Origin of the sequence: Lysinibacillus sp. NPDC097195 (assembly GCF_044762075.1) — a bacterium.
In the GTDB taxonomy this organism is placed as follows: Bacteria; Bacillota; Bacilli; order Bacillales_A; family Planococcaceae; genus Lysinibacillus.
In genome coordinates this window covers 26,475-53,000 of sequence record NZ_JBIWDP010000001.1, presented here as the reverse complement: position 1 = coordinate 53,000, position 26,526 = coordinate 26,475, and the positions used below count along the sequence as shown (strand labels likewise).

Here is a 26,526-nt window from a genome sequence, read left to right as displayed (position 1 = left end):
TTTATGATTAGGCAAAAATTTAATCATATTTTTAAGGAGGCATCCGCATGAATGTTTTACATAAAGTTTGGGGCTATTTAGAGGAAATCCTTGCTGGTTTCTTTTTCGTAGCTGGCATAGCACTAATCTTTTACGGAGTTATGATGCGTTATATTTTTAACGAGCCACAAGCTTGGGTAGAAGAATTAGCACGCTACGCCATAATTTGGGGGACGTTTCTTGGTTTTGGTTTAGCACTTCGCCACAATCAACATATCCAAGTCGATATTTTATACGATAAATTAAAACCTTCCAATAAACGAATTTTAGATTTAGTCGCAACATCTTTAAGCATTGTCTTTTGTGTTATTTATACGTACTATGGCTTTATTTTAGTTGAAAATCGTTTTACATCAGGCATGGTATCTCTTGATATTGGTATCCCAATGTGGGTTGTCTATTTGGTCCTACCGATTTCGGGTGTTTTATTTTTATTACGATTTGTAGAACGATTAGTCAACATTTTACGAGGAAAGGACGAAGAATATGCTAATCCTCTTACTTAGTTTCTTTGTTTTATTATTTTTACGTGTACCCGTCGCAGTGAGCTTAGCACTGTCTACGATATTAGTATTCTTTCAAATTGATTTTAATATGAACATGATTCCGCAGCGCATATTTACAGCACTCGATTCTTTCCCAATGATGGCTATACCAGGCTTCGTTCTAGCTGGCGTACTCATGGCACGTGGAGGCATTTCAAAATATTTAATAGAAGCATTACGCGCATGGATTGGTCATCTCCCTGGCGGCCTTGCTGTCGTAACGATTGTTGCCTGTGCTATTTTCGCAGCCATTTCAGGTTCTTCCCCTGCTACTGCTGCTGCCATCGGTTCGATTATGATTCCTGCTATGATTTCAGCGGGTTATAAAAAGCGCTATTCAATGGGGCTTGTAGCTGCCGGAGGTACATTAGGCATTTTAATTCCGCCAAGTGTCCCGTTAATTATTTATGGTATTACATCCGAGCAGTCCATCGGCGAATTGTTCATGGCTGGAGTTATTCCTGGTCTTGCGTTAACTGGCATTTTAATCGTTGCTGCCATCTTTTATGCCAAGCGCAATGGTTTTAAAGGAGATGAGCCTGCCACTTGGGGGGAGCGTGGGCGTAAATCATTAAAAGCCATTTGGGGTGGCTTCTTGCCGATCTTAATTTTAGGAACGATCTATTCAGGGGTTGTCACACCTACTGAGTCAGCAGTAATTGCCGTATTTTATGGATTAATCGTTTCATTATTTGTTTATCGTGAAATGAAGTTAAAAGATTTCCGTGAAGTATTAGTGGAGTCCATTAATATTACAGCGATGATTTTCTTAATTATCGGTGCCGCATCGTTATTTGGATTGTATTTAACGAACGCGCAAGTTCCTCAGCAAGTTGGTGCTTGGATTGCAGAAAGTGATATGAACAAATGGATTTTCATGATTATCGTTAACATTTTATTCTTTATTATGGGGATGTTCTTAGAAGCCGTTTCCATTATTTTAATTACATTACCAATCTTGTTACCAATTCTTGCTCACTTTGATATTAACCTTATTCACTTTGCCATCATTATGACAATTAATATGGAGCTTGGGATGATTACACCTCCGGTAGGGCTGAATCTTTTCGTAGTAAGTGGTATTGCAAAAGAAAAGCTCGGCGAAGTGGTCAAAGGCGTAATTCCATTTATTATTTTAATGATTGTATTCTTAGCTATCGTCGTTCTACTTCCACAATTATCACTATGGTTACCAGAACAAATGAAATAAATAAAGTGCCAGGCACCCGAACAATTCTGAATATTCATATTTGTTTCGGTGCCTGGCACTTCTTATAATATATACTAAGAATAATGCCTATTAGGATGAGCAAGGAACCATAAATTTGAATGCTCGTTGGTAGTTGATTTAAAATAATGGCACTTAGGACCATGGCAATCGCAGGTTCAAAATTTAGCAACAGCGATGCATTGGTCGAGCCTACTTCTTTCATTTTTTTATTCCAAAGTAAATTACTAATACCATGAACGATAATAGCGGACACAATTAAAAGCAACCAATATGGCACTGTCACCTGCAAATTTTGCTGAGACAGTATAGAAGTGCCAAATGGTAGTAACGCAATTAAACCAATGACATTTGTATAAAACGTGATTGCTGCAGCTGACATTCGATGACTAAGGTCATTGACAATAATGAGGAATAAAGCAAAGCTAATCATTGTAATTAAGCTTAGTACTTCACCTTTGCCAATTGATATGCCAATCAATGCACCCTTCGTAATAATCATCGAAACACCAACGAACGAAAGTATCGCACCAATCCAAAAAATAAAATTTCGATATTCTTGATAAATAACTTTATTCAGTAAGGATGTCACAATGGGAGCACACGCTAATATAAGCGCTGCTGTTATCGGCGTAGTATGCTGTAAACTTGCATAAAAACTATAGTGATTAATGGCAACACCTAGAATACCAGCAATCATTAACAATAAAATATCGCGACGTGTTACCGTTGTCTGAACGATTGCTCGCCAGCTTATAGCACCTAAAAAAACAACAATAACGACAAGTCTGTAAATAGCAATGGCGATTGGCTCCCATTGTTGTCCAAAGATTGCGCCAATAATAAAGTTACTAGCCCAAAAAAAGACACAAAAAAATAAAATCATATATGTTGTGAATTGTTTCATTTATTACTCCTCGCATATAAAAAATAATGCCTCATGCCTTGGCAATAGTGGCATACACATTCTTGATCAGCCAAAAAACTTCACGACAATAACTGTCGCCCCAAATAAAAAAACCGCTTCACTTTCCTTTGCCAAGTATCGCTATCACCAGGACAGCGATACTTCCGCACAGGAATGTAAGTGGATTTTCGTCTATATAAAATTATTTCAGGGGGATAATTTTATGAATAGAACGTCACAAACCTTTTAATGAATAAATGTCCCTTTAGACATAAGCGTACGCTCTAAAGGTCTTCTTGCAATGACTTCAGCGCTTGATACTGCGTCAAAGAAGACAAAACTTGCTTCATCGTTTATATTTGGCCACACCTTCTGACCGTTTGTATCTAATGGCGTAATCCCATTTGTAATATATTTCAATGTTTGACGAATCGAACGTTCATCTAATTTTCGAGAAATATCTGCAAACGTCGTTACTTTTTCTAAAATATCACCAGAGCCATATGGACTCCACGAATCAAAAAATCCATCACAACCAAAATGCACATCGACACCATGCTCTGACAGCAAATCAATTGGTGGCATCACGCGATTTATGTTATACGGCACAGTTGACATAATTTTCACTTGTTGCTGTGCAAGACGATTTGCAATTGTATGTTGCTCCATAACGGATACATCACCTAATGCAAAGGCATGACTTATCGCTGTTCTACCTTGATAGTTGGCATCTTCAACAATATCAAGCCATTTATCGATTGTATAGTAACCAACGTGTCCGCCATCATGTAAGTGAATATCCACGTCAACATTAAACTCTTGGGCGATATTCATCGTTTCATATAGAGAGCGTTCTATCGTATTATCGATTCCAGCAGGATCAAGCCCACCAATCATTGTTGCACCGTTGCGTAATGCTTGACGTAGCAACTGCGGTACATCATCTCGTAGCAAGCCATGCTGTGGAAACGCGATAACCTCAGCTGTTACAACATCTTTATAGTCATCCAGTGCGGCTAAAACACCTTCCAAATTTTTTAAACCGATATACGGATCAATATTGACATGCGTACGAATATGATTTGTGCCGTTACTCATAATTTTTTCAATCATTGCAACAGCTCGCTGTTTGCCCGTTGGCGCTAAAATCGGCAGCTCTCGCGCTTCATGCGCTAATCGATCTTTTAAATTTTTTGATGGTATAACAGCTTTCCAAGGCAATGATAAGTAGGTTTTATCTAAATGATTATGCATTTCCTTAAAAGCAGGTAATAGAAGTTTACCTTTCATATCGGTAACGTTTTGTGATGCCTCGATTGTTTGTGTTGCCGGAATAATTTGTGAAATAACACCTTCAGTAATCTCTAGGTGAAAAAGTTCCACCTTTGTTCCAACTGTATCATTATCTTTAATATACTCTCCTGTTTCAAGTAGAACATTTGTCAGCCATTGCTTCATCTGAATTCTCCTTTCAGCTCTCCGACTTCCTGCTGGTGAATAATGTTACCTTGTGAAATAACCGTTGAAATTGGACATCTTCTAGCTACGACATGTGCTGTACTAACGCCATCTACCAATAGCATATTTGCTACATCCCCAACCTTCGGCCATATACGTTCACCCTTATCATTCAGTGGTGTTATCCCGCCAGAAGCATATTTCCAGGCACGACTTAAAGCATATTCATCCATGAAACGGAATCTTTCCGCCATTACATTTAATTTTGTAATGGTATTACCCGTACCATATGGCGACCAATGATCCGTTAAACTATCATGTCCTACCGACACTTTTACCCCTTGATCATATAAATATGGAATTGGAATTGTCGAGCGATTCATGCCAATCGGTACTGTTGTTGTCACATCCATTTGCACCGCAGCCATTGCTTGTACTAGATTTTCTAATTGTGGCTGTGCTAAATCTGCCAGTGCCATTGCGTGACTAATTGTCACTTGCCCCTCTTTTTTAGCCTGCTTTGTTAAATCAATCAACTTATAAAATTCAAATTCGCCTAATGTATTGGCTGTATGAATATGAATATCGATACCAGTATTATAGTCTTGCGCAATTTGCATTGTTGTTTGTAATGATTTTTCAATATCTCGGTCCACAATCGATGGATCCACGCCGCCAACTAATGTAGCCCCCATTGTCATGGCCTCACGTATCAATCCTTCTACATTCGAACGAAGCAAACCATGCTGTGGAAAGGCTACAATATCATACGTAATTTGGTCCTTATATTTGTCTAACACTTGCTTTGTAATTTCAATATGTTTGGTGCCAATTTGTGGGTCCACATTACAATGTGACCGAATATGTGTATGCCCTTGAGCAATAAGCCATTTCACCATTTCCTCAGCACGATAAGCCGCCGTAGGTAATTGCTTCGGTAACAATGTATGCTCTTCCTCAATACGTGTTAATATGCCTTTTGTAATCGGTCTTGGTGCTTGCCATTCCCCACCAAAATACGTTTTATCGATATGAATATGCATTTCTCGGAAGGAAGGCACTAATAATTGTTGTTGCGCATCCAAAACTTCCATATTTTCAGTAACTACGATATTTTTGCCGACCTCTTTTACATGCCCATCGTCAATTAGGACATCATAAATAGCTGTACGAGTTGCGACAATGTGCTCATTTTCATGTTCAAAAGCTTCTTCTAATCTGACATTTTTCAGCAATAGTGTGCTCATCGTTTACTCTCCTCATTTGTATGTTAATGATTAGTAATAAAACAAGTTCATTCCATGCCTTTATTGGACAATTTCAACGCTACTAAGCATTGTGTAATTCGATGCATCCAACCAAAAGCCCTTTACCGTATTACTATAAACAGCAATGTGTTCATAATTGCGAACAGGAATATAGACCGCCTCATCTAGCTCTAATTGCATCGCTTTTTTGTAGATGTCATTACGACTAGCTTGGTCTGATTCCGAACGACCTGCTTCTATTAGTTTATCAATTTCTGGGTTACTATAATAGAAATGATTTCCTGGTGCACCCATTGAAGCTGTATGGAACAAATTGTATTGGTTATAGTCAGCATCCCCAGTAGCATTACCCCAGCCACTAATAAACATTTGATGATGCTCTTTCGTAATTTCTGAAATAAATGCACCATATTCCATTACTTGAATTTCAACGTCTAAGCCAATACCCTTTAATTGAGATTGCACAACTTCAGCCATATTGATGCGCTCTTTACGATCACTTGTAAGTAATTTCATTTTCGTGCCTTCTTTAATGCCTGCTTCTTTTAACAATTGTTTTGCTTTGACAACGTCATAATCATAAGCTTTTGTTTCGCTTGAATAACCGATTACTTTCGGGCTCATCGCTGAATTAGCTAGTGTTCCTACATTATTATAAATACCGCTAATAATAGCTTCACGATCGACTGCATAACTAATTGCCTGACGTACTTTAACATTTGATAATAATGAATCTTTGACATTAAAGCCGATAAACTCAACTGCTAGCCCTTCTGTACGGAATAAGTTCATTGTTGACGAGTTTTCAATTCGATCGATATCCGTAACTGGTACTTGGTCGGCAATATGTGCTTCACCACTTTCAATCATCGCTAAACGCGTTGAATCTTCAGGTACGATTTTAAATGTTACTTTATCTATTTTCGGTACAGTACCCCAATAGTCTTTATTCGTATTTAATGTAATCGCTTGACCTGATTTCCATGATTCAAAAATAAATGGACCTGTTCCCACTGGATTTGTCGCTAACTGGTCTGCCGCATCCGCAATGGCTTTCGGACTAATAATGCTACCTTCTTGGCTTGCTAAAATTGAAAGCAACGGTGCATATGGATTTTTTAATTTTAATGTTACGACATACGTATCATCCACTACGACTTCACTAATCATGGATAGCTTATCGCGTTGTGGTGAGCCTGTCGCTGGATCTAAAATACGATTAAATGTCGTTTTCACAGCTTCTGCGTTAAATTCCTCGCCATCATGGAATTTAATGCCTTCGTTTAACGTAAATGTCCACGTTAACTCGTCCTTTTGCTCCCAAGACTTTGCTAATAACGGCACAATGTTGCGATCTCTATCAAACGCCACTAATGTTTCATAGACTTTACCATGAATAATATTTGCTGAAGGAATATCCGTAATAAAGTGCGGATCTAGACTTGTAGCATCTGAAGCCCTTAGGACAATCAGTTCTCCCCCTACACTTTTTGCACCTTCCTTTGAACCTTCTTCGCTTTTGTTACTTGCAGTAGAACAAGCCTGCAATAGCGCGACTGTCAGAAGTGCTAATAATAACCATTTCATTTTCTTCATATAAACTACTCCTCCTTAATTAATTATTGCTTACATTTCGAATTATAAAGAAATAAAATACCCTTGTTTTTTAAAATCTTTACTTGTTTTTTAAATTTTCTGACTAATCTGCATTAGAATATTTACTTTCTGTGCGCTTTTCAATAAATTGATAACACATCTATTAAAAAAGGAGAAATCATTATGGAAAAAGTAACGACAACGATGGATCAGTCGATTTTATTGGATGCGCGCAAAGCATCTCGAAAAAAAAATATGATTAATTTTGTCAGTAAAATTAAAAAAAATAAAGCGGCAGTTGCAGGTGGCATCATCATTCTTCTTTATCTCATTATGTTTCTTATCGGCCCATTCTTCGCCCCGTATGATCCGTACGATGTGCAATTAGATCAAAAATTACAAGCACCTAGTTTGGAGCATTTAATGGGGACAGATGATAAAGGACGGGATATTTTTAGTCGAATTTTATACGGTGCACGCCTTTCTATTGGTGTCGGTTTTTCAGCCGTACTTTTCGGTGGCACGATTGGTACATTGCTCGGGCTTATAGCTGGCTATTACGGCAGATGGATAGACTCCATCATCAGCCGTATTTTAGATATCATGCTAGCCTTCCCTGGAATTTTACTAGCTTTAGCTATTGTTAGTGCATTAGGTCCTAGTCTTATCAATGTCACAATAGCAGTTGGCTTTTTCTCTATTCCAATGTTCGCTCGTATCGTACGAGGTTCCACAATGGAAGTGAAGAAATTGGAATACATTGATGCTGTTCGAACACTTGGTGCAAATGATGTAACGATTTTGGCAAAACATGTTTTCCCTAATATTTTATCACCGATTATTGTGCAGGCCTCTATGCGTTTAGCGACAGCTATTTTATCTGCGGCGGGCCTATCATTTTTAGGTTTAGGTGCGCAGCCTCCATCACCTGAATGGGGTGCCATGCTATCCAATGGTAGAGATTTTATTTTCACTGCACCTTATATGGCGCTGTTCCCCGGCTTAATGATTTCGATACTTGTGCTCGGTTTTAACTTGTTCGGAGATGGTTTACGAGATGCACTTGACCCTAGAATGAAAAATTAAAGGAGTGTAGCGATATGACACTATTTATAGTAAAACGAATTGCCCAGATTATCCCGGTTACATTAGGTGTAACACTCGTTGTGTTTTTAATTATGCAAATGATTCCTGGTGATCCAGCCTTAATTTTAGCAGGAGAAGGGGCTTCTAATGAAACCGTTGAAGAATTACGTGAAAATTTAGGATTAAACAAGCCTCTTTATGTTCAATACGGTGAATATATTAACAATCTTGTCCATGGGGATATGGGGCACTCATTAAAAAATAAACAGCCTGTCCTTGAGGAAATTTCAACACGTCTACCCATTACTATTGAGCTTGCATTTTATAGTATTTTAATCACCATTGTGCTCGGTCTTATAGCCGGTATTATTTCCGCAATACGTCCCTACTCTATGTTAGATGTCGGTTTAATGATTGTAGCGTTATTAGGGATTTCGTTACCAAGCTTTTGGCTAGGAATTTTATTAATGTATGTATTTTCAGTACAGCTACAATGGTTACCTGTAGCTGGATGGGAAAGTGCAAAACATATAATTTTACCTGCCATTACACTGGGTGCTGGTGGTGCTGCCATTGTAGCTCGTATGACCCGCTCCAGCATGCTTGATGTGGTCAATCAAGATTATATTCGTACAGCAAAAGCAAAGGGTTTAAAGGGTTACGTTATTATTTTAAAACATGCTTTACGCAATGCATTAATTCCTGTTATTACAGTGGTCGGTCTACAGTTTGGAACATTACTTGGTGGAACCGTTTTAGTAGAATCGGTTTTCGCTGTCAACGGACTTGGTCGGATGATCGTCGATGCGATTCGTACACGAGATATACCAGTTGTACAAGGGGGCGTCCTTGTCGCTTCTTTAATATTTGTCATAATTAATCTATTTGTCGATATTTTATACAGAATATTTAATAAACGAATGGATTTAAATTAGGGGGGAAATGCAATGAAACAAGATACTGTATTGGAAGTAAAAAACTTACAAACATACTTTTATTCCAGTGAGGGGGTTGCCAAAGCGGTTGATGGTGTATCATTTACACTTCATAAAGGTGAAACTTTAGGCATTGTAGGTGAATCAGGCTGTGGAAAATCTATGACTTCCCTGTCCCTTCTGAGACTAGTCCCATCACCCCCAGGTAAAATTATTAATGGTGAAATACTACTAAACAATACCGATTTACTGAAATTGTCTGAGGAAGAACTTCGCAAAATAAGAGGTAATAAAATCTCAATGATTTTCCAGGAGCCAATGACGAGCCTCAATCCGGTATTAACTGTTGGTGAACAAATTGCTGAAACAATACGCTTACACCAAGGCTTGTCTCGCAAAGAAGCATGGCAACAAGCAGTGGAAATGATTCGCTTAGTCGGTATACCCGCTCCTGAAAAAAGAGCGAAGCAAGAACCTTATCAACTAAGTGGTGGTATGCGCCAACGAATTATGATTGCTATGGCTTTAGCGTGTACACCCGATGTATTAATTGCCGATGAGCCGACTACTGCGCTAGATGTAACGATTCAAGCACAAATACTCGATATTATTCGAAACTTGCAACAACAATTAGGCATGAGCATTATTTTTATTACACATGATCTCGGTGTGGTAGCAGAAATTTGCGATAAAATTGCGGTGATGTATGCCGGCCAAGTAGTAGAAGAAGGGGCAACCGACAGTCTGTTTGCAAAGCCACTTCATCCTTATACTACTGGCTTAATTCAATCGTTGCCAAAGCTCTATGAAGATCAACAAGAGCTTTCGACCATTCACGGCACAGTACCGAGCCCCTATCATTATCCGATTGGCTGTCGTTATGCAGAACGCTGCCCATTTGCTACAGCGCTCTGTCGTCAAAAACAACCAGAACTTATTACGGTTGAGCCGGATAAAAAGGTAAGATGCTGGATGTATAGTGAAGAGTGGCAAGACGAATCAGCGAAGGAGGAAATGATGGTATGACATTGAAAGACAACACGCAACCACTATTACAAGTAAACGATTTAAAACAACATTTTTTCTTAAAGAAAGAAAAACTCTTTAGTGCGCAGCAAGTTGTAAAAGCTGTAGATGGCGTTTCTTTTGATATTATGCCAGGAGAAACATTGAGCATCGTTGGTGAATCAGGCTGCGGGAAATCGACAACAGGTCGTGCGATTTTACGATTGGATGAACCAACATCAGGTGAGGTATTATTGTTCGGCAAAAATTTAGTCACGATGAACAAAAAAGAACTGCGCGTGGCAAGAAAGGATATTCAAATTATTTTCCAAGATCCTTATGCATCTCTTAATCCACGAAGAACGATTCGTAAAATGCTGACGGAAGCCATGTCCATACAAAAAATTGTTCCACCTGCGCAACAGGAGGCTCGCATGCTCGAATTAATGGCACTCGTTGGTTTACGCCCAGAATATCTCGAGCGTTATCCACATGAATTTTCAGGTGGGCAGAGACAGCGTATCGGTATTGCACGAGCTCTTGCTGTTAATCCAAAAATTATTATTTGTGATGAATCGGTTTCTGCATTAGACGTATCTATTCAAGCGCAAATATTAAATTTACTAAAAAAATTGCAACGCGATTTAGATTTAACATTTTTATTTATTTCACACGATTTAAGTGTTGTTCGTCATATTTCTGATCGGATTATGGTCATGTATCTTGGAAAAGTGGTTGAAATCGCTGATAAGCATTCCCTGTTCTCTCAACCACTTCATCCTTATACGAAAGCATTATTTTCGTCTATCCCAATTATCGATAAGCAACATCGTAAGGAACGCATTATTTTGAAAGGTGATATTCCATCACCGCTAAATCCCCCTACCGGTTGTAGCTTTCACACACGTTGTCCATTTGCAACCGATACATGTAGAACTGAAATACCAGCCCTAAGGGACATAAGTGCTACGCATAAGGTAGCTTGCCATTTTGCAGAAAATTTAGTTTAATGTTATTTACACTTATAAAAAACAGGAGAGGTCCATTTCGTTATGTTACAACTAGAAACATTCAACATTTATATTCTCCTATGTGTAATTGCTCCAATTATTGGAGCTTTTCTGCTTACATTTATTTTTATATTTGAAAAACAGATTGATAGTCTTGAAGAAGAAAAAAGACATTTGGAGCTTGAGCAAGATTTACAACGTGCAAATATTTTACAGCTCAATCAACAAATTCAGCCGCATTTCTTTTTTAATGCTTTAAATTCTTTGTTAAGCCTAGCACGCATTAATCGTAAAGAAGATTTAGTTGCGGGCATTGAAGCTTTAGCCACGTTTTTTAAATTTAAATATAATGATCATGATGTGTTAATCGCATTAAAAAATGAAGTCCAATTTGTTGATAGCTATTTAAATATTCAACAGCTACGCTTTGGACATCGTTTAACAATACGCAAATTTATCGATAATGAAGCACTTGCTGTCAAAATTCCGCCGTTCATTTTTCAAACAATTATTGAAAATGCCTTTAAACATGGCTTTGAAAAACACGTTGGGCCTGCCGAGCTGTCCATCTATATAAAAAAAATGGACAAGTTTTTATTGATTGAAATCACCAATACACAGCCCAATAATACGGCACTTCAACCTACGGAAGAAGAATTACAGCAAGGCTATGGGCTTGAAAATGTTCAAAAACGTTTAGAACTTATTTATGGACTTGAAAATATGTTGTTTTCGACCATAAGTGAGGAGCAACTCTATACTGTTACTATTCATGTACCTGCATAAGCTATCGAAGTAGAAAGGATGAACAACATGAATATTTTAATCGCCGATGACGAGCCGTTAGAGTTAGAACAAATGATTTATTTATTAAAGCCACATTTTCCAAATTGGAAGTTCCATACTGCTCTTGATGCTTCTCAAGCGCTACAATTAGCTAAAAAACATCGTATGACCATTGCCTTTCTAGACATACAAATGCCTGGAAAGGATGGTATTACGTTGAGCAAGGAATTAAAGGAGCTTTATGAAGTAGATATTATTATGGTGACAGCATTTCAGACCTTTGCATACGCACAGCAAGCATTGCGTATTGGGGTGAAGGATTATTTAACGAAGCCTGTTATTGCCAGTGAATTAAATGATATCGTCGAAAAATATAAAGCATGGAGCTCTAACCATGATGCCATTCAAAGTGCCCTGTCATTTATTCATGAAAATTATCATGAAAAACTAACACTCAATATTATTGCAGAAAAAATCCATTTAAATCCAAGCTATTTAAGCCGTAAATTTTTAGAGGAACAAGCGATTGGCATTAACGAGTATATTAATAATTATCGCTTAGAGATGGCGATTAAAAAGATGAATGATAATATGGAGGCGAGTATGTCCTCTATTGCAGAAAGCTGTGGTTTTAATAGTCAGCATTATTTCAGTGTCGCTTTTAAGAAAAAATACAATCAGTCGCCACGTCAATATAAAGTATCACAAAAGTATAGAGGGTAGTAAAAAATGTATGTTAAAAAACGTTCACTTCTCGTCCCGCTAGCAAGTTTAAGTACTACAGCCGGCGTTATTGCCATATTAGCAAGATGGATAAGCGGTAATTTTTTACTTTCCTCTCCATCTGCTCTTATTTCATTCGGTTTTATGGCCGGTATTTGTTATACAGTTGCAACAGCCATTGCGTTTATCGTACTTGGTTCTTTTTTAAATAAAAGCGGCTATACACAAAGCCCGCACCAACAAAGTTTTTTATTAATGAAAATGCAAGACAAACTAAGTGGCATGAATTTATATGTAGTAAGACTGTTTTATTTACTATCAGGCATTGAAATTTGGCTTATTCAATTCATTAGTATTAGTGTGTTATCAACGATTATGTTTAATATCCCTGTGCCGTTTACATTGGCTTTATTTTTAATTGGGATGTTAGCATTCGATCGTTTATTGTCTATAAAAGGGATATTATGGTTAGATACTTTATTTATCATATTGTTATTTTCTTTACTCATTTTTATCCCGATTTTTTATTTTGTACAAAATGGCGCAAGCACTGTTTACGAAGGCATTCGCTTATACCATCCGTATTTGTTTTACTTTAAAAACAGTGAAATTATGTTATTTTATGTTGTTATTCAGTTAGCTATTTTAGGGCAAGTGTTGTTTGATAAATCGACTTGGTATTTAATTGCCTTTATTAAACCTAAAAAAGTACGCCGTAGCTTATTTTCCTCAGGTGTCGTTTTAGCATTATTAACATTATCCTTTACAGCCATCTTAATGATTGCTTTGTATAGCGGTTCTTATGGTCAATTTCAAATTTTGATATTAACTTTTTTATATGAAGTACAGCCTGGTTTTCTAACTTTTGCCTTTCTCGTGATTACGTTGTTGGCTATTATCACTACACTACTTGTAGAAATGCGCGCAACAAAGCGATTTTTTTCTACAAGGAGACCGTATTATTACTATTTAATAGGCTTGTTACTTTTACTTTTTAGTGTATTTATATCCATTAAAATGACGATTTTAACTGTGATATATAGCTTTGCCTTTATCCATATTACAATCTTGCCTTTTATCTTATTGCTGTTATTTTCAAATCGCACGATTCATAAACAAAATTGGTTCGCCATTTTGTTGTCGATGGCTATTGGTATTGCTGTGGGCCTCCACTTTAGTTTTTTATATGGCTTAGCCGTTAGCTTTCTCGTGTCATGCATCTTGCAATTCTTGCTACAGCAGACTAGTCGTGTTCCAACGGCAGACGATTAGCACAATGATTTACATAATAAACAAAAAAGATGCTTCGCAAGCGTGCGAAACATCTTTTTTCAGTTATTGAACCAAATAACAAAAGCGATAAATACAATAAGTAAGTAAACAGCATTTGTTATCGCCACATAATGTCGTTTTTCATGGCGTCCGAAGTAATATTCGGTTGCTATAAGTGTCAACATCGAAACTAAAATAAGCACAAAGTCAGCGGCAATAAAGATAATCCACTGTTTCAAATTAAATATTGCAAGCACAATAAAGCTAAAGAACTTCAAAATAATTGCCGTTTTCTGATGCTTGTCAGTTACATACTTCGGCTCTTTTGGAATATTAAATTTCCAGCGAACGGCTCTTTCAACCACCCAAGCTCCAAAAAGAATTAAAACTAATATGACCATCATTGCAATAAATCCTCTAGGGCTAAATTCTACCACCTTAAAAATAAAGTCTGTAAATGCCGTTACAGCTTGTTCATCATTAACTTTATAAAAGGTATTTGTTTTTACATCGAGAAAAGCAAGTTGTTGCATATTCCTATACAATGTTATCTTTACCGATTGCCCATTGCCGAATTCTACCCACATATTATTTATTACGTGATAATCATCATTTTTATGTGCTACAACACCATGTTGAAGGACGTTTTCAATGAGCTTCGCCTCTTCCCCTTTTCCGTACTCTTGTTGGCCGATAACCCAACCCGTTCTCCCTGCTTTAAATGAATATTCATTCCGATTTGATGCAATAGATAATTGTTGTATTTGCTCATTTTGTGCTAGTTCAACGATGGAAGCATGCTGTGGATACACTGTTTGCTGTAATGGCCCAACGACGAATAAAAACAGTAACGTCACGATTGCACCAACAATCATGGCGGGATATTGCCAATGGCGATTTTGTTTGTGCTGTTGTTGTTCGGCACTGTGCACAATACGTTCTTGTAATGCCTTTGTAAATCGTGGTGCTTCTCCTAGTTCCTTATCCAGCTTGTTTTTAAAAGATGTCATCTCCTAGCACCTCCCAATCACATTGTTCGAGTTTGTTTTGTAGCAGTTGTCTTGCTCTACGCAATCTTGTCTTTACTGTATTGTCAGTACTGCCTAGCACCTCTGCTATTTCACGTACTTTTAATTCTTGATAATAATAAAGAATTAACACTTCTCTATAAGAAATGGGTAGCTCAAATAAAGCTGCTTGCAACGTCACTCGCTCCTGTGCTTGAATAAGATCTCTTTCTGGCGTTCTTTTACTTGCACCAAAATGCAGCTTGCCAAATAGTTGATGGCGTTTATTTTTCCAGCTTCTTAAATAATCATGGCTTTTATGTACTGTAATTTTCACTAAATAGGTTTTAAGCGAAGCTCTTTGTTCAAAGCGATCCTGTTGTAAGTAATAAGCGAGAAATACATCTTGGACGATTTCTTCAGCAATCGACCAGTCTCGCACATATAAATAAGCCACACGCAGGCAATACTCGCCGTGCTCTGCCATGATGGCTGTTAAATGCTCACTCAAACGAGCCCCCCCTTTATCATTCACCCTATAGTCGTAATCAAATAGCAATTGGTTTCACTAAAATGAAAAAAGTGTCCAAATGACGGACACTTTTTGTTTACCTATTTTTTGCTAAACCCAATACTGCATTATTCTTTAGATTTTAAAATGATTAATAGCATTAAACATTTCTTTAGAGCTGTTTTCTAATTCTTCAACAACAGACTCTAAATTATGAACAATCGCCATTTGTTGATCAGATGCTTGCGCAACACTTTCCGCACGATCAGCATTCATAATAATAACATTATTCATTTGTTCAGCTGATGCCAATACTTCTTCTGAGCTTGCTGACATTTGTTCAATTATAGCGGAGTTTTCTTGTATTTCTTGGTTAACACTTTGGACTGCTTGTAAGATCATCACTAATGCTTGACCAATTTTGCCTACTTCTTCGCTACCATCTTTCACGCTTGTAGCACTTGTTTGCATTTCTTCCAATGCTTTCGTTGTCGTAATGCTAAAGCTTTGTAATTGATTTTGGATATTTTCAGCCGACACACGTGACATTTCAGCTAATTTTCGTACTTCATCTGCCACCACGGCAAAGCCTTTTCCTGCCTCGCCTGCTCGCGCCGCTTCGATTGCTGCGTTTAATGCGAGTAAATTCGTTTGGTCGGCAATACTTGTAATAACAGCGACCATTTCTTCAATTGAGCGGAATTGTTTACCCATCTCCGTAACATGATCGGATGTAGCAAGGACTGAATTTTCAACTTGTTGGATTTTCATCACGACATTTTCAGAGTCTGCTACTCCTGTTTGGACACGCTCAGTAATATCATTCGATGATTCTGCTACATTTGTTGTAGCATCTGCCATACGCTGAATGCCTGACACCATTTCTTCCATTGCACGCACAACTTCTTCATTGTTTGCACGTTGCTGTTCGCTTCCACTAGCAATTGTCACGATACTATTTGCTACTTCGCCATTAGAACTGCTTACTGTTGCTGTTGAAGTTTGTATATTATCAATCGCTTGTTGTAAATTGGAAGCTGTTCCGTGAATCAAGTGGAATGTTTCCTTTAATTTGTACATGGATTGTGTAAATGCTTTGGCAAAAGCAGATATTTCATTATTCCCTGCTACTTTAATCGATTCTAGACCTTTTTCAGCACTGCGAATATCGCCATCTGCGAATTGTTCCGCAACCTCTTTCAATACTACTAGCGGTTGTAATAGACGATTTGTATAAAAACGAATAATAGCAATTAAAATAATACCGCCAAGCAATAAAATAACGACGATAAATGGAATCGTTTGTTTTAATACATCGCTTTGCACAGCTTGTACCTCATTTGCCATCATATCTACACCGACAAAGGCAACTATCTCCCCAGCACTATCTTTTAATGGAGTAATCGCAGACATTAACGAACCATATGTTTCACTTTTTTGAATATCTGAATAATAACCGTTATTATCAATTGCCTTTTGACCATCGTTATATGTAAGGACTTCAGATGGATCCCCCATAGCGCCAGCCATTTCTTCATCTAACGGTAAACCGTCGACTAAAAATTTCAAATTTTCCCCCTCTGTTGGTGGATATAACACATAAGCATATAACAGACCATTATGTATACGTAATGTATTTAATTCTTCTCGCAACTCTTTATATAACGTTGAATCCTCTGATTCGATTAATTTTTTATACGCTTCTACATCTAATAATGAGGCAATTGTTTGTGCTTTTGATACGCCATCACGACCGATTGCCCCTTCAACGGAATTATTAGTATTCATATATAAAATACCGATCACTAACCCTACAATGAGGATTACGACAACACTTGCGAACAATAATACTTTATCGCTCAATCTTTGTGACTTTTTCATAAATATGCTCCTTTTCTCATCGTTTTTATTACTATATACATAGAGAATTTTAACCTTTATCAACGCCAAAAGATACATATTTTGCTATAAAAATATAAAATAATATCTTTTTTACCCATCTTTTGTCAATAAATGTCGTTTTATTTTACCTATTCATCGGCATTTGTCGACAAAAAAAACCGTGAAGTACGCTAACTTAAAGCGTATTCCACGGTTCTTCCTATTCATTATTTAACAACGATATTAACAAGTTTACCTGGGATGACAATAATTTTCACCAAGTCTTTACCTGTCATATATTCTTGTACCTTTTCGTCAGCTAATGCTACTTTTTCAATTTCTTCTTTTGAAGCATCTTTTGCAACGATAATTTTCGCACGCACTTTACCTGCTACTTGCACAGCAACTTCTACTTCATCGTCTACTAGCTTAGACTCATCGTATGTTGGCCATTGTTCGTAAGAAAGTGTTGCTTCATGACCTAATAGCTGCCATAGTTCTTCTGCAATATGTGGTGCGATTGGTGCTAGCATTTTCACAAATCCTTCAGCGTAAGCTGTTGGAAGGACTTCTGCTTTGTAGCAATCATTAATGAACACCATCATTTGTGAAATTGCTGTATTGAAACGAATACCTTCGTAGTCTTCTGTTACTTTTTTCACTGTTTGGTGATATGACTTTTCTAGGAACTTATCGTCAGAAGCTTGAACCTTCGTTGATAATGTACCATCTTCTTCGTTAACAAGTAAACGCCAAATGCGGTCTAAGAAGCGACGTGCACCATCTAAACCATTCGTAGACCATGCAACAGAAGCTTCCAATGGACCCATGAACATTTCATAAAGTCTAAGTGTATCTGCACCGTGAGATTCAATAATTTCATCTGGATTCACGACATTGCCCTTTGATTTAGACATTTTTTCGTTTCCTTCACCAAGAATCATCCCTTGGTTAAATAATTTTTGGAACGGCTCTTTCGTGTGCACAACACCTAAATCGTATAGTACTTTATGCCAGAAGCGTGCGTATAGTAAGTGCAATACTGCATGCTCTGCGCCACCAATGTAAATATCAACTGGTAACCAACGTTTTAGTAACTCCGGATCCGCAATTGCTTCTGTATTGTTTGGATCGATATAACGTAGGAAGTACCAACTAGAACCTGCCCATTGTGGCATTGTATTTGTTTCACGACGACCCTTCATACCTGTTTCAGGATCTACAACATTTACCCAATCCGTAATATTCGCTAATGGCGATTCCCCTGTTCCTGAAGGACGGATATTATCCGTTTTCGGAAGCATTAATGGTAATTCTGCTTCTGGAACTGGCGTCGTTGTGCCATCTTCCCAATGAATCATTGGGATTGGTTCGCCCCAATAACGTTGACGAGAGAATAACCAGTCACGAAGACGGTAAGATATTTTTTTCTCTCCAACACCTTTTTGCTCTAACCATTCAATGGCTTTCGCGATACCATCTGCTTTATTTAAGCCATTAAGGAAGTCCGAATTAATGTGGTGACCGTCCCCTGTAAATGCTTCTTTGTCGATATCGCCACCTTCAAGTACTGCAACGATGTCTAAACCAAACTCTTTGGCAAATTCATAATCACGTTCGTCATGAGCAGGAACCGCCATAATCGCGCCAGTACCATATGTTGCTAACACATAATCGGCAATCCAAATCGGTACTTTTTTGCCGTTAATAGGATTCACTGCATACGCGCCAGTAAATACACCTGTTTTTTCTTTCGCTAAATCTGTACGTTCTAAATCAGATTTCATTTTTACTTTTTCTAGATACGCCTCTACAGCAGCTTGTTGTTCAGCTGTTGTAATTTCAGCTACTAGTTTGTGCTCTGGCGCAAGTACTGTATACGTAGCTCCAAATAATGTATCAGGGCGTGTCGTAAAGACCGTAAAGTTTTGATCTGATCCGTCAATGCCAAATGTTACTTCTGCACCTTCAGAACGTCCAATCCAGTTACGTTGCATATCTTTAATCGATTCTGGCCAATCTACTTCTTCTAAATCATCGATTAAGCGATCCGCATAAGCAGTAATTTTCAGCATCCATTGTTTCATTGGACGACGTTCTACCGGATGTCCCCCACGCTCAGATTTGCCATCAATGACTTCTTCATTTGCTAATACTGTACCTAATGCCGGGCACCAGTTTACAGCGACTTCATCTACATAGGCCAAGCCTTTTTTATATAATTGGATAAAAATCCATTGTGTCCATTTGTAGTAGTCAGGATCTGTTGTGTTAATTTCACGATCCCAATCATAGCTAAATCCTAGTTCTTGAATTTGGCGCTTGAATGTTGCAATATTTTTCGCCGTAAATTCTGCAGGGTCATTCCCTGTATCTAATGCATATTGCTCAGCAGGTAAACCGAATGCATCCCATCCCATTGGATGAAGAACATTATAGCCCTGCATACGTTTAAAACGTGAAAGAATATCTGTTGCTGTATATCCTTCTGGATGCCCTACATGAAGACCCGCTCCTGATGGATATGGGAACATATCAAGTGCATAAAATTTCGGTTTATCCGTTTCATTTTCTGTTTTGAATGTTTTGTTGACATCCCAATATTGTTGCCACTTTTTTTCAACTTGTTGATGATTAAAGCTCATACTATTTCCTCCTTATATATGTTCAATACCACTTATCGTAAGAATTAACAAAATATTTAAAAAATAAAAAAACTCGCCCCTTCCTTTGTCAGAAAGGGACGAGAGTATTCTTATCTCCCGCGGTACCACCCAAATTAGTGATTCACTCGGCTCAAGCTTCCTTAACGCGGAAAGGACGGCACACATAACACTTATGTACGCAGACTCAGCAGGCGAGTTCAATTTGCATCCCTACTAGCTTACACCAACCGCTAGCTCTCTAAAAAGAACCACAAATTTACTATTCCTCATCAATGTCTTTACATGTATTGCATTTATTCTAATAGAAAGTCCCAAAAAGCACAAGCCTCTTTTTATTACGGTGCCTGGCACACACACAATTCTCACACAATTTACAAAAAATTTATTTCCCTTGGTTTTGTCATAGTGTTTTTAAAATTCCAGCCTTTACGCGTGAAAAAAATTAATAAATGATTAACTTTAAAAATTTTCATCTATTTGACGTCATTTCCAATCATTTTTATGCTTAAGAAAACGTCAAAAGGAGGAACTATTTTCGTGCCAAGAAAAAAACGACTTTGGTCTCCAGATCATTATCATCATGTAGTCATGCGCGGCAATAATCGTCAAATTATTTTTTTGAATGTTGCTGATTACGATGCTTTTTTTCGTGTTCTGCAATATGCCTATCAAAAATACACATTTAACATCGTTGCCTATTGCATTATGTCTAACCACTATCATCTGCTAGTGCGTTCAGCTGAAGTACCACTCGGAAAATTGATGGCGGTCATTAATTGGCGCTATAGTAATTACTTTAAAAAGAAATATGAATATTGCGGGCATTTGTACGAGAGCCGCTATTTTGCGGACCTTGTTCCCTCACAACTAGATATGCTAAGTGTAAGTCGCTATATCCACCGCAATCCTATTTCAACTGCACCACCTATCGTTGACAACATGGAGGATTACCCATATAGCTCCTATCGTCACTATAAGCATAATACACCATCCATCTTCCCCTTCCTTGATACCAGTATTCTCAATAGTTACATATCTCAAACATCGCAATCTTCACTTTCTTATTGCGGTTATTGCGAAGTACAACAAAATGAATAATGTGCCTAGCACCAAACAAAAAAGCTCCACACTTTATCGTGTGGAGCTTTCACTAAATTGACCTAAATTTTCAGAATTGTTTGCGTGCCTGTCACTCGTTAAATTTACGCATTCACGGAAGGCAAAGTGTTGGCAACCGATGCATTTATTCAAATCTAACTCTGTTAGTGCCCTGTTAATCGCTTCTCCCGTATGTTCATAAAAATTATTATCTCCTATTTGATCGTAAATACCATTCCGCATGAGTGCTGCTTTTAAATCTGCTTGCACACCCGTTACTAAAACTACGCCACCACGTAGCGTGAAGTTTTCCACGATTTGACTAAAATAAGCTGCACCAGTAGCATCCACAAAAGGCACTTTCCCCATACGTAAAATTAAGATCTTTGGATGGTCATGCATTGCAGGTAGTAATGTTTGTTCAAAAGTTTGAGCCGCGCCAAAAAATAGTGGACCTTCAATTGTATACATACTAATTTGTGGACAGTCATGCTGTGGATTAACAACTTGTCGCTGTACCTTACCACTCATCTTTGTATGATCTGGTAACACTTTATGAACAACTAGTTTCTCACTCATTCGTTTAACAAACAAAACAATGGCTAAACCGAGCCCTACTTCTACTGCAATTGTTAGACTGGCAAAAATCGTTAGCAAAAATGTAATGATTAAAACAAGTGAATCGCCTGATTTCACTTTCATAATATGAGCAAAATGCTTGCGCTCACTCATATTCCAAGCAACAACCATTAACATTGGTGCCATACTAGCTAATGGAATATGTGAAGCAAAAGGCGCTAATAACAATAATGTTACTAACACAAAAACACCATGAATAATTCCAGACATTGGGGACGCTGCCCCCGTTTTAATGTTTGTGGCAGTACGCGCAATTGCCCCTGTAGCCGGAATTCCTCCAAACAACGGTGTAACGATATTCGCTATCCCTTGTCCTACAAGTTCACGATTGCTATTATGCTTACTATTTGTCATTCCGTCAGCAACGACCGCTGATAAAAGTGACTCAATGCCACCTAACATCGCAATGACAAATGCAGGCCCTATTAACAATTGCAATCGTTCTAACGTCAATTCAGGTATCTTAAATTCTGGTAGTGTATTTGGAATTTGACCGTATGCTGAAGCAATTGTTGCCACTTGCCCTGAAAAGAAGAAAGTAGCAACAAGCGTTGATACAACAATACCGACTAATGCGCCAGGCACTTTCGGAAAAATTTTAGGGGTTACTACTATCATAGTAAAACAAATGATAGCGATAAAAACACTGTAAAAATTAGTTGCACTAATATGTACAAAGAGCTCTTTCATATTAGCGATAAAGTATTCATGGCGCGTAATATTCGTCAGACCTAAAAAATTGGCAATTTGGCCAGTAAAAATAATAACTGCAATTCCCGCAGTAAAACCTATCGTAACAGGGCGGGGAATAAATTTTATGAGCGAGCCTAGTCTAAAAATGCCCATTAAGCATAACAAGACACCTGCCATTAAACCCGCAATCAATAAATTTTCATAGCCATACGCTAACACGATACTTAATAAAATTGGCACGAATGCACCAGTAGGTCCACCAATTTGATACTTTGAACCTCCAAATAGTGAAATCAATATCCCTGCAATACACGCTGTATAAATGCCGTATTCTGGTTTTACTCCTGAAGCAATAGCAAAAGACATTGCCAGCGGAATCGCTACTATACCAACGATAATTCCAGACAATAAATCCTTTTTAAAATGATCAACTGAATACCCTTCAAACCGACCTGTAAACAGTGATGTCATACAGTAATCTTCCCTTCGAAATAATAAGTTCTTCGAATCCAGTTCGTTTTTTTAATATGGGAAAATGAACATAAAATCTCACATAATCTCTTCATCATTTTCGCTAACAGTCATTTCTTCTAATCTTGAAATAGTTTGAATTAGATGATTGTTAAAAATGTCTTTAGCAATACTCAACAACTCTACAATCATTGGGTCACTCAAAGAATAGTAAACCTTTTTCCCTTCCTTCAAGCCGTAAACAATGTTTTTCGCCCGTAATACACTAAGTTGCTGTGACACAGCCGAGCCCTCTTTTTCTAAACAACTTTGAATCTCATTCACACTTTTCTTACCATCTACTAACAATTCAAGAATTCTAATTCGTAACGGGTGTGCTAATGCTTTAAAAAAATCGGCTTTAAACTGTTGTAAGCCTTCCTCCACCTTCATCCCCCCAATTTCATCTATACATATTCAAATATTTGAATATGTATGATTGTATCCCTTTAGCAAAGCAATTTCAATCTGCAAAATAAAAAAGCGAATGATTATCTCATCCGCTTTGCTGTAAATTGTCTTTAATTTTCAGAATTGTTTGCGTGCCTGTCACTCAACAGCAATGGTCGGTCATAGATAAGGCATGGGAAAATGCCTATTAATACAATGACCACTAATATAGAAACAAGTGCAATCATTCCGAACTGATCTACCATAATACCGCCGAACAATGGTCCAATCATCCGACCTGCCGTTGCCGCACTATTAATAATGCCTTGGTAAAACCCTTCGCGCCCTTTAGGTGCGAGCTGATTGGCGATTGTCGGTAACGCTGGTGTATAAAACATTTCACCAAATGTTAAAACGACCATTGCAGCTGCGAACATTTTAAAATCTCCTGCAAAAGCGACGATACCAAAAGACGCTGCAATAAGCGTTATACCAAATACTAATTGTCGCTTTAATTGATTTTCCCAACGGCGCACAAGCGGTGCAATTAGCGGCTGCCCAGCCACAATAAGTAGTCCATTAATCGTCCAAAGTAAACTATATTGTTTTAATCCTAAACCTAAATCCTGCGTATAGGAAGAGATGGTCGCACTCCATTGTGAGTAAGCTAGCCAACATAACACAGAAGATGAACTTAAAATTAACAGTGCATAAAATGGTGCTTTATTTGTAATACGTTTACTCTCACTAACTACATTTTTCAGAGCAACATCTTGTGAATCGATTCTTCTAAAGGTAATCAAAGCAATAAAGAAAAATAGAATATACATCGCTAAATTAACAATAAAAACATAATCAAAACGATAATCCGCAACAATTCCCGCTAATGCCGGGCCAACGGCAACACCTAAGTTTTGTGCTAAATAAATAGCATTAAATGCCTTACGCCCGCCCTCAGGCCAAGCTGCTCCTGCTAACGCAAACATTCCTGGGAAAACAATGCCTCCGCTAAAACCAAGGACAGTTAAAAACCACACATAATGCGGCCAACCATGCCAAATCGTTAAACCGACTAACGAAGCAACGGTCAACAGAATACCAATCATTATCGATTTATAGCCGCCAATTCTATCAAATAAATAACCACCTAATAGATTACCTAAAACACCTGCAGCTGAATTAAGCATTAAGACAAAGCCTGCCATGGCAAGCGACTTTCCTAAATAATCATGCATATAAATGGCATTTAAAGGCCATAAAAAAGAGTTGCCCGTCGTGTTCACAAGCATACCGATAATTAAAAACCAAACACTTTTTGGCATATCCTTGACCTCCATTATTTCGTTTCTCTAAATAGCTAGTTTATGCTGAAAAGTAAAAAAGTACAAGGAAAATAAATTTACCCTTTCTTCATAAAAAAATCCTTATTTTTAACCGCATTGCACTCGTTTCAATAGCCATCAACTGCCCTTCCACAATCCTATAAAATCTCATCGTACATTTATATAAATCCATTAAAATAACAACCAATGCTACATATTAAAATTCTTATCCATGACGGAACCATAAGCACATGATAAAATATAACGTTAGAGGAGTGAAATACATGACAGAAACAAACTTTCCTTTTCCCTCAGAGGGGAAAAGATATTATACATGGAATCGCTATTTACGTGATCAATTCGGTCATAAAGTATTTAAAGTAGCGTTGGATGCAGGCTTTGATTGCCCAAACCGTGATGGCACTGTCGCATTTGGCGGTTGTACATTTTGTAGTGCTGCAGGCTCAGGAGATTTTGCTGGTAATAAAGTAGACCCTATCGAGGTGCAGTTTGCTGAAATTCGCGATAAAATGCATGAAAAATGGAAGGATGGCAAGTATATGGCTTACTTCCAAGCATATACAAATACCCATGCTCCACTTCCTGTCTTAAAGGAAAAATTTGAGGCAGCATTAGCGCAAGAAGGCGTAGTAGGACTTTCTATTGCAACACGTCCTGATTGCCTTCCAGATGATGTTGTTGAATATTTAGCTGAATTAAACGAACGCACTTATTTATGGATTGAACTTGGACTACAAACCGTACATGAAAAAACAGCAAATCTTATTAATCGTGCACATGACTATGCAACATACGTAGAAGGTGTTGAAAAATTACGTAAACATGGAATTCGTGTGTGCTCCCATATCATTAATGGTCTGCCATTAGAAGATTACGATATGATGATGGAAACTGCTCGAGCAGTTGCAAAACTCGATGTCCAAGGCATTAAAATTCATTTACTTCACCTGCTAAAAGGGACGCCAATGGTCAAACAATATGAAAAAGGTATGCTTGAATTTTTAGATCAGGATGTGTATACAAAACTAGTAGCTGATCAGTTAGAAATTTTGCCACCACAAATGGTCATTCATCGTATCACAGGTGACGGACCAATAGATTTAATGATTGGCCCAATGTGGAGTGTCAATAAATGGGAAGTATTAAACGGTATTGATGCGGAGCTAGAACGACGTGGTAGCTGGCAAGGTAAGTTTTATCATGCCGAGGTACCAAAATGAAGCTTCAACGCGTCTTGCAATACGCCCAACAGTTATTAGTGGAGACAATTAAAGAAGGCGATACAGTTGTAGATGCTACCGCAGGAAATGGGCATGACACATTATTTTTAGCCCAGCTCGTTGGGGATCATGGACAAGTTTATGCGTTTGATGTGCAAAAAAATGCCGTCGACGCAACATTGCATCGTTTACTTGATAACGCGTTAGAACATCGCGCCCTTGTGTTACATACTGGGCACGAAAATGTAGCCAAACATGTCCAAAAGCCAGTTGCCGCTGCTATTTTTAATCTTGGCTATTTACCAGGTAGTGACCATGATATTGTTACAAAACCGAATACAACGATTCTAGCTATTCAAGATTTACTACAACTCCTCCAAATTGGAGGTTTAATTGTGCTAGTCATTTACCATGGTCATCCAGGTGGTAAGGCAGAACGTGACGCTGTTATCGAGTATGTAAGTCAGTTACCACAAAAATATGTACATGTATTAAAATACGAATTTTTAAATCAACAAAACGATCCACCATTTGTTATTGCCTTAGAAAAGATGAAAGACTTGCCTACCAACTAACATATGTAAAAGCCCGAAATAAGCAACATAAAATTTCGGGCTTTTTCTTTTCCCCTGAATATAGCGAAACAGCAAGCATTATGATGCAATACCGTTCAACATCGAAAATATTGTTCCTCTATAATTTCAAGCTAG

23 protein-coding genes and 1 other annotated feature are annotated in these 26,526 nt (G+C 37.8%); of the genes, 12 read left to right on the top strand and 11 right to left on the bottom strand.

Annotated features, from left to right (window positions below; all coding sequences use genetic code 11):
• Nucleotides 1-47 precede the first annotated feature (47 nt).
• Both ACIQXI_RS00275 and ACIQXI_RS00270 read left to right on the top strand, forming a co-directional pair.
• Complete coding sequence (locus ACIQXI_RS00275) at nucleotides 48-545, top strand: TRAP transporter small permease (protein WP_402920165.1); 498 nt, start codon at nucleotides 48-50, stop codon at nucleotides 543-545.
• Nucleotides 526-1,794: a TRAP transporter large permease gene (locus ACIQXI_RS00270; RefSeq protein WP_402920163.1), complete on the top strand. Its 1,269-nt coding sequence runs from the start codon at nucleotides 526-528 to the stop codon at nucleotides 1,792-1,794. Before ACIQXI_RS00275 ends, ACIQXI_RS00270 begins: the two co-directional genes overlap by 20 nt.
• A gap of 34 nt (nucleotides 1,795-1,828) precedes the next feature.
• On the opposite strand, the gene ACIQXI_RS00265 is transcribed toward ACIQXI_RS00270, so the two are convergent.
• The 4 genes from ACIQXI_RS00265 to ACIQXI_RS00250 all read right to left on the bottom strand — a co-directional run bounded on the left by ACIQXI_RS00265 (nucleotide 1,829) and on the right by ACIQXI_RS00250 (nucleotide 7,041).
• A complete protein-coding gene (locus tag ACIQXI_RS00265) occupies nucleotides 1,829-2,719 on the bottom strand; it encodes a DMT family transporter (protein ID WP_402920160.1) in 891 nt (296 codons plus the stop codon).
• Nucleotides 2,720-2,965: 246 nt separating this feature from the next.
• On the bottom strand, nucleotides 2,966-4,177 hold the full coding sequence (locus tag ACIQXI_RS00260) for an amidohydrolase (RefSeq protein WP_402920157.1): 1,212 nt from the start codon (nucleotides 4,175-4,177) through the stop codon (nucleotides 2,966-2,968).
• Nucleotides 4,174-5,424 carry an amidohydrolase family protein gene (locus tag ACIQXI_RS00255; protein ID WP_402920154.1) on the bottom strand — a complete coding sequence of 417 codons (1,251 nt, stop codon included), beginning with the start codon at nucleotides 5,422-5,424 and terminating at the stop codon, nucleotides 4,174-4,176. The genes ACIQXI_RS00260 and ACIQXI_RS00255 overlap by 4 nt, the downstream gene beginning before the upstream one ends.
• Before the next feature lie 60 nt (nucleotides 5,425-5,484).
• The gene (locus tag ACIQXI_RS00250) at nucleotides 5,485-7,041 is read right to left on the bottom strand and encodes a glutathione ABC transporter substrate-binding protein (protein WP_402920151.1); all 1,557 of its coding nucleotides are present in this window, start codon (nucleotides 7,039-7,041) and stop codon (nucleotides 5,485-5,487) included.
• 183 nt (nucleotides 7,042-7,224) lie between these two features.
• Between ACIQXI_RS00250 and nikC the strand changes: the two genes are divergently transcribed.
• The 7 genes from nikC to ACIQXI_RS00215 are packed head-to-tail and all read left to right on the top strand — an operon-like array spanning nucleotide 7,225 to nucleotide 13,858.
• Nucleotides 7,225-8,127 carry a nickel transporter permease gene (nikC, locus tag ACIQXI_RS00245; protein WP_402920148.1) on the top strand — a complete coding sequence of 301 codons (903 nt, stop codon included), beginning with the start codon at nucleotides 7,225-7,227 and terminating at the stop codon, nucleotides 8,125-8,127.
• A 14-nt stretch (nucleotides 8,128-8,141) separates the two neighbouring features.
• On the top strand, nucleotides 8,142-9,062 hold the full coding sequence (gene nikB / locus ACIQXI_RS00240; RefSeq protein ID WP_402920145.1) for a nickel ABC transporter permease: 921 nt from the start codon (nucleotides 8,142-8,144) through the stop codon (nucleotides 9,060-9,062).
• 12 nt (nucleotides 9,063-9,074) lie between these two features.
• A complete protein-coding gene (locus ACIQXI_RS00235; protein WP_402920142.1) occupies nucleotides 9,075-10,088 on the top strand; it encodes an ABC transporter ATP-binding protein in 1,014 nt (337 codons plus the stop codon).
• A complete protein-coding gene (locus ACIQXI_RS00230; RefSeq protein ID WP_402920139.1) occupies nucleotides 10,085-11,077 on the top strand; it encodes an ABC transporter ATP-binding protein in 993 nt (330 codons plus the stop codon). Before ACIQXI_RS00235 ends, ACIQXI_RS00230 begins: the two co-directional genes overlap by 4 nt.
• 42 nt (nucleotides 11,078-11,119) lie before the next feature.
• Nucleotides 11,120-11,863, top strand: a complete 744-nt coding sequence (locus ACIQXI_RS00225) for a sensor histidine kinase (RefSeq protein WP_402920137.1) — start codon at nucleotides 11,120-11,122, stop codon at nucleotides 11,861-11,863.
• Between the two features lie 27 nt (nucleotides 11,864-11,890).
• Nucleotides 11,891-12,586, top strand: a complete 696-nt coding sequence (locus ACIQXI_RS00220) for a response regulator transcription factor (protein ID WP_402920134.1) — start codon at nucleotides 11,891-11,893, stop codon at nucleotides 12,584-12,586.
• 6 nt (nucleotides 12,587-12,592) lie between these two features.
• Complete coding sequence (locus ACIQXI_RS00215) at nucleotides 12,593-13,858, top strand: permease (RefSeq protein ID WP_402920131.1); 1,266 nt, start codon at nucleotides 12,593-12,595, stop codon at nucleotides 13,856-13,858.
• A gap of 59 nt (nucleotides 13,859-13,917) precedes the next feature.
• On the opposite strand, the gene ACIQXI_RS00210 is transcribed toward ACIQXI_RS00215, so the two are convergent.
• The 4 genes from ACIQXI_RS00210 to leuS form a co-directional block, all read right to left on the bottom strand.
• On the bottom strand, nucleotides 13,918-14,868 hold the full coding sequence (locus ACIQXI_RS00210; protein WP_402920129.1) for a hypothetical protein: 951 nt from the start codon (nucleotides 14,866-14,868) through the stop codon (nucleotides 13,918-13,920).
• On the bottom strand, nucleotides 14,855-15,376 hold the full coding sequence (locus tag ACIQXI_RS00205; protein ID WP_402920126.1) for a sigma-70 family RNA polymerase sigma factor: 522 nt from the start codon (nucleotides 15,374-15,376) through the stop codon (nucleotides 14,855-14,857). Before ACIQXI_RS00205 ends, ACIQXI_RS00210 begins: the two co-directional genes overlap by 14 nt.
• 135 nt (nucleotides 15,377-15,511) lie before the next feature.
• Entirely contained in the window at nucleotides 15,512-17,257 is a 1,746-nt protein-coding gene (locus tag ACIQXI_RS00200) for a methyl-accepting chemotaxis protein (protein ID WP_402920124.1), read from the bottom strand.
• A gap of 227 nt (nucleotides 17,258-17,484) precedes the next feature.
• The gene (leuS, locus tag ACIQXI_RS00195) at nucleotides 17,485-19,902 is read right to left on the bottom strand and encodes a leucine--tRNA ligase (protein WP_402920122.1); all 2,418 of its coding nucleotides are present in this window, start codon (nucleotides 19,900-19,902) and stop codon (nucleotides 17,485-17,487) included.
• A gap of 91 nt (nucleotides 19,903-19,993) precedes the next feature.
• Nucleotides 19,994-20,205 (bottom strand) — a binding site (T-box leader).
• Nucleotides 20,206-20,460: 255 nt separating this feature from the next.
• On the opposite strand from leuS, the gene ACIQXI_RS00190 reads away from it, so the two are divergent.
• On the top strand, nucleotides 20,461-21,021 hold the full coding sequence (locus tag ACIQXI_RS00190) for a transposase (RefSeq protein ID WP_402920119.1): 561 nt from the start codon (nucleotides 20,461-20,463) through the stop codon (nucleotides 21,019-21,021).
• Nucleotides 21,022-21,054: 33 nt separating this feature from the next.
• Here ACIQXI_RS00190 and ACIQXI_RS00185 read toward each other — a convergent pair whose 3' ends face one another.
• The 3 genes from ACIQXI_RS00185 to ACIQXI_RS00175 form a co-directional block, all read right to left on the bottom strand.
• Complete coding sequence (locus ACIQXI_RS00185) at nucleotides 21,055-22,824, bottom strand: SulP family inorganic anion transporter (protein ID WP_402920116.1); 1,770 nt, start codon at nucleotides 22,822-22,824, stop codon at nucleotides 21,055-21,057.
• 78 nt (nucleotides 22,825-22,902) lie between these two features.
• Complete coding sequence (locus ACIQXI_RS00180) at nucleotides 22,903-23,250, bottom strand: ArsR/SmtB family transcription factor (protein WP_402920113.1); 348 nt, start codon at nucleotides 23,248-23,250, stop codon at nucleotides 22,903-22,905.
• Nucleotides 23,251-23,384: 134 nt separating this feature from the next.
• Nucleotides 23,385-24,575 carry an MDR family MFS transporter gene (locus ACIQXI_RS00175; RefSeq protein ID WP_402920110.1) on the bottom strand — a complete coding sequence of 397 codons (1,191 nt, stop codon included), beginning with the start codon at nucleotides 24,573-24,575 and terminating at the stop codon, nucleotides 23,385-23,387.
• Nucleotides 24,576-24,859: 284 nt separating this feature from the next.
• Between ACIQXI_RS00175 and mnmL the strand changes: the two genes are divergently transcribed.
• Together mnmL and mnmM are read left to right on the top strand one after the other, a co-directional pair.
• The gene (gene mnmL, locus ACIQXI_RS00170; protein WP_402920107.1) at nucleotides 24,860-25,816 is read left to right on the top strand and encodes a tRNA modification radical SAM protein MnmL/YtqA; all 957 of its coding nucleotides are present in this window, start codon (nucleotides 24,860-24,862) and stop codon (nucleotides 25,814-25,816) included.
• The gene (gene mnmM / locus ACIQXI_RS00165; protein WP_402920104.1) at nucleotides 25,813-26,391 is read left to right on the top strand and encodes a tRNA 5-(aminomethyl)-2-thiouridylate-methyltransferase MnmM; all 579 of its coding nucleotides are present in this window, start codon (nucleotides 25,813-25,815) and stop codon (nucleotides 26,389-26,391) included. The genes mnmL and mnmM overlap by 4 nt, the downstream gene beginning before the upstream one ends.
• Nucleotides 26,392-26,526 lie beyond the last annotated feature (135 nt).

Bases quoted from the DNA above. Each gene is read 5' to 3' on its own strand.
- mnmM (WP_402920104.1), top strand. From the start codon at position 25,813: ATGAAGCTTCAACGCGTCTTGCAATACGCCCAACAGTTATTAGTGGAG.
- ACIQXI_RS00260 (WP_402920157.1), bottom strand. From the start codon at position 4,177: ATGAAGCAATGGCTGACAAATGTTCTACTTGAAACAGGAGAGTATATT.
- ACIQXI_RS00250 (WP_402920151.1), bottom strand. From the start codon at position 7,041: ATGAAGAAAATGAAATGGTTATTATTAGCACTTCTGACAGTCGCGCTA.
- mnmL (WP_402920107.1), top strand. From the start codon at position 24,860: ATGACAGAAACAAACTTTCCTTTTCCCTCAGAGGGGAAAAGATATTAT.
- ACIQXI_RS00230 (WP_402920139.1), top strand. From the start codon at position 10,085: ATGACATTGAAAGACAACACGCAACCACTATTACAAGTAAACGATTTA.
- ACIQXI_RS00200 (WP_402920124.1), bottom strand. From the start codon at position 17,257: ATGAAAAAGTCACAAAGATTGAGCGATAAAGTATTATTGTTCGCAAGT.
- ACIQXI_RS00255 (WP_402920154.1), bottom strand. From the start codon at position 5,424: ATGAGCACACTATTGCTGAAAAATGTCAGATTAGAAGAAGCTTTTGAA.
- ACIQXI_RS00225 (WP_402920137.1), top strand. From the start codon at position 11,120: ATGTTACAACTAGAAACATTCAACATTTATATTCTCCTATGTGTAATT.
- ACIQXI_RS00270 (WP_402920163.1), top strand. From the start codon at position 526: ATGCTAATCCTCTTACTTAGTTTCTTTGTTTTATTATTTTTACGTGTA.
- ACIQXI_RS00185 (WP_402920116.1), bottom strand. From the start codon at position 22,824: ATGACATCACTGTTTACAGGTCGGTTTGAAGGGTATTCAGTTGATCAT.
- nikC (WP_402920148.1), top strand. From the start codon at position 7,225: ATGGAAAAAGTAACGACAACGATGGATCAGTCGATTTTATTGGATGCG.
- nikB (WP_402920145.1), top strand. From the start codon at position 8,142: ATGACACTATTTATAGTAAAACGAATTGCCCAGATTATCCCGGTTACA.
- ACIQXI_RS00220 (WP_402920134.1), top strand. From the start codon at position 11,891: ATGAATATTTTAATCGCCGATGACGAGCCGTTAGAGTTAGAACAAATG.
- ACIQXI_RS00175 (WP_402920110.1), bottom strand. From the start codon at position 24,575: ATGCCAAAAAGTGTTTGGTTTTTAATTATCGGTATGCTTGTGAACACG.
- ACIQXI_RS00275 (WP_402920165.1), top strand. From the start codon at position 48: ATGAATGTTTTACATAAAGTTTGGGGCTATTTAGAGGAAATCCTTGCT.
- leuS (WP_402920122.1), bottom strand. From the start codon at position 19,902: ATGAGCTTTAATCATCAACAAGTTGAAAAAAAGTGGCAACAATATTGG.
- ACIQXI_RS00235 (WP_402920142.1), top strand. From the start codon at position 9,075: ATGAAACAAGATACTGTATTGGAAGTAAAAAACTTACAAACATACTTT.
- ACIQXI_RS00215 (WP_402920131.1), top strand. From the start codon at position 12,593: ATGTATGTTAAAAAACGTTCACTTCTCGTCCCGCTAGCAAGTTTAAGT.
- ACIQXI_RS00265 (WP_402920160.1), bottom strand. From the start codon at position 2,719: ATGAAACAATTCACAACATATATGATTTTATTTTTTTGTGTCTTTTTT.
- ACIQXI_RS00210 (WP_402920129.1), bottom strand. From the start codon at position 14,868: ATGACATCTTTTAAAAACAAGCTGGATAAGGAACTAGGAGAAGCACCA.